The following is a 613-nucleotide window of genomic DNA, read 5'->3' as shown; positions in this document are numbered from 1 at the left end:
CACGTCATAACCACGATAAGTTAAGCCTGCACCGCTTTTACCAACGGTTGATAATGCTGTTTTACCTGCAACTTGTCCACGCAGTCCTGCGCCTGTCAGTACTTTACCTTCAGCCATTTTTTATTTTCCTTCAGTGAATAATTTGTCTAATGTATTTTCAAAAGTGTGATAATCAAGGAATTCGTAGAGTTCTTTGCGCTGTTGCATTTTATCCAGTACATTGACTTGTGTACCGTCTTTACGAATCGACTGGAAGACTTCGAGCGCCGCTTTTTGCATCGCACGCGTTGCTGACAGAGGGTAAAGCACCATTGAAATGCCTTGTTCACCCAATTCTTCAGTGGTGTAATAAGGCGTATCACCAAATTCAGTGATATTTGCCAATACAGGTACACCGACTGCATCGCAGACTGTTTTATACATAGTGATGTCGGTCATTGCTTCGGCAAAAATCGCATCTGCACCTGCTTCTACACATGCACATGCACGGTCGATCACAGCTTGTAAGCCTTCTTTTTGTAATGCATCAGTACGTGCCATCACCACAAAGTTTGAATCTGTTTTTGCATCAACAGCAGCTTTGATACGATCAACCATTTCTTGTTGGGTCACA

At 42.9% G+C, this 613-nt stretch carries 1 protein-coding gene and 1 pseudogene; both read right to left on the bottom strand.

Annotated features, from left to right (window positions below; translation table 11 throughout):
• Window positions 1–117, bottom strand: a pseudogene (locus C9E89_RS23070) (2-methylcitrate synthase); the annotation flags it as partial.
• 3 nt (window positions 118–120) lie between these two features.
• Window positions 121–613: isocitrate lyase/phosphoenolpyruvate mutase family protein (locus C9E89_RS23065; RefSeq protein ID WP_171405222.1), on the bottom strand; the 493-nt coding region annotated here is incomplete at its 5' end.

This window comes from Acinetobacter sichuanensis (genome assembly GCF_003024515.2).
In the GTDB taxonomy this organism is placed as follows: Bacteria; Pseudomonadota; Gammaproteobacteria; order Pseudomonadales; family Moraxellaceae; genus Acinetobacter; species Acinetobacter sichuanensis.
The sequence above is the reverse complement of the archived record's forward strand: the minus strand, read 5'-3'. Positions and strand labels throughout refer to the sequence as shown.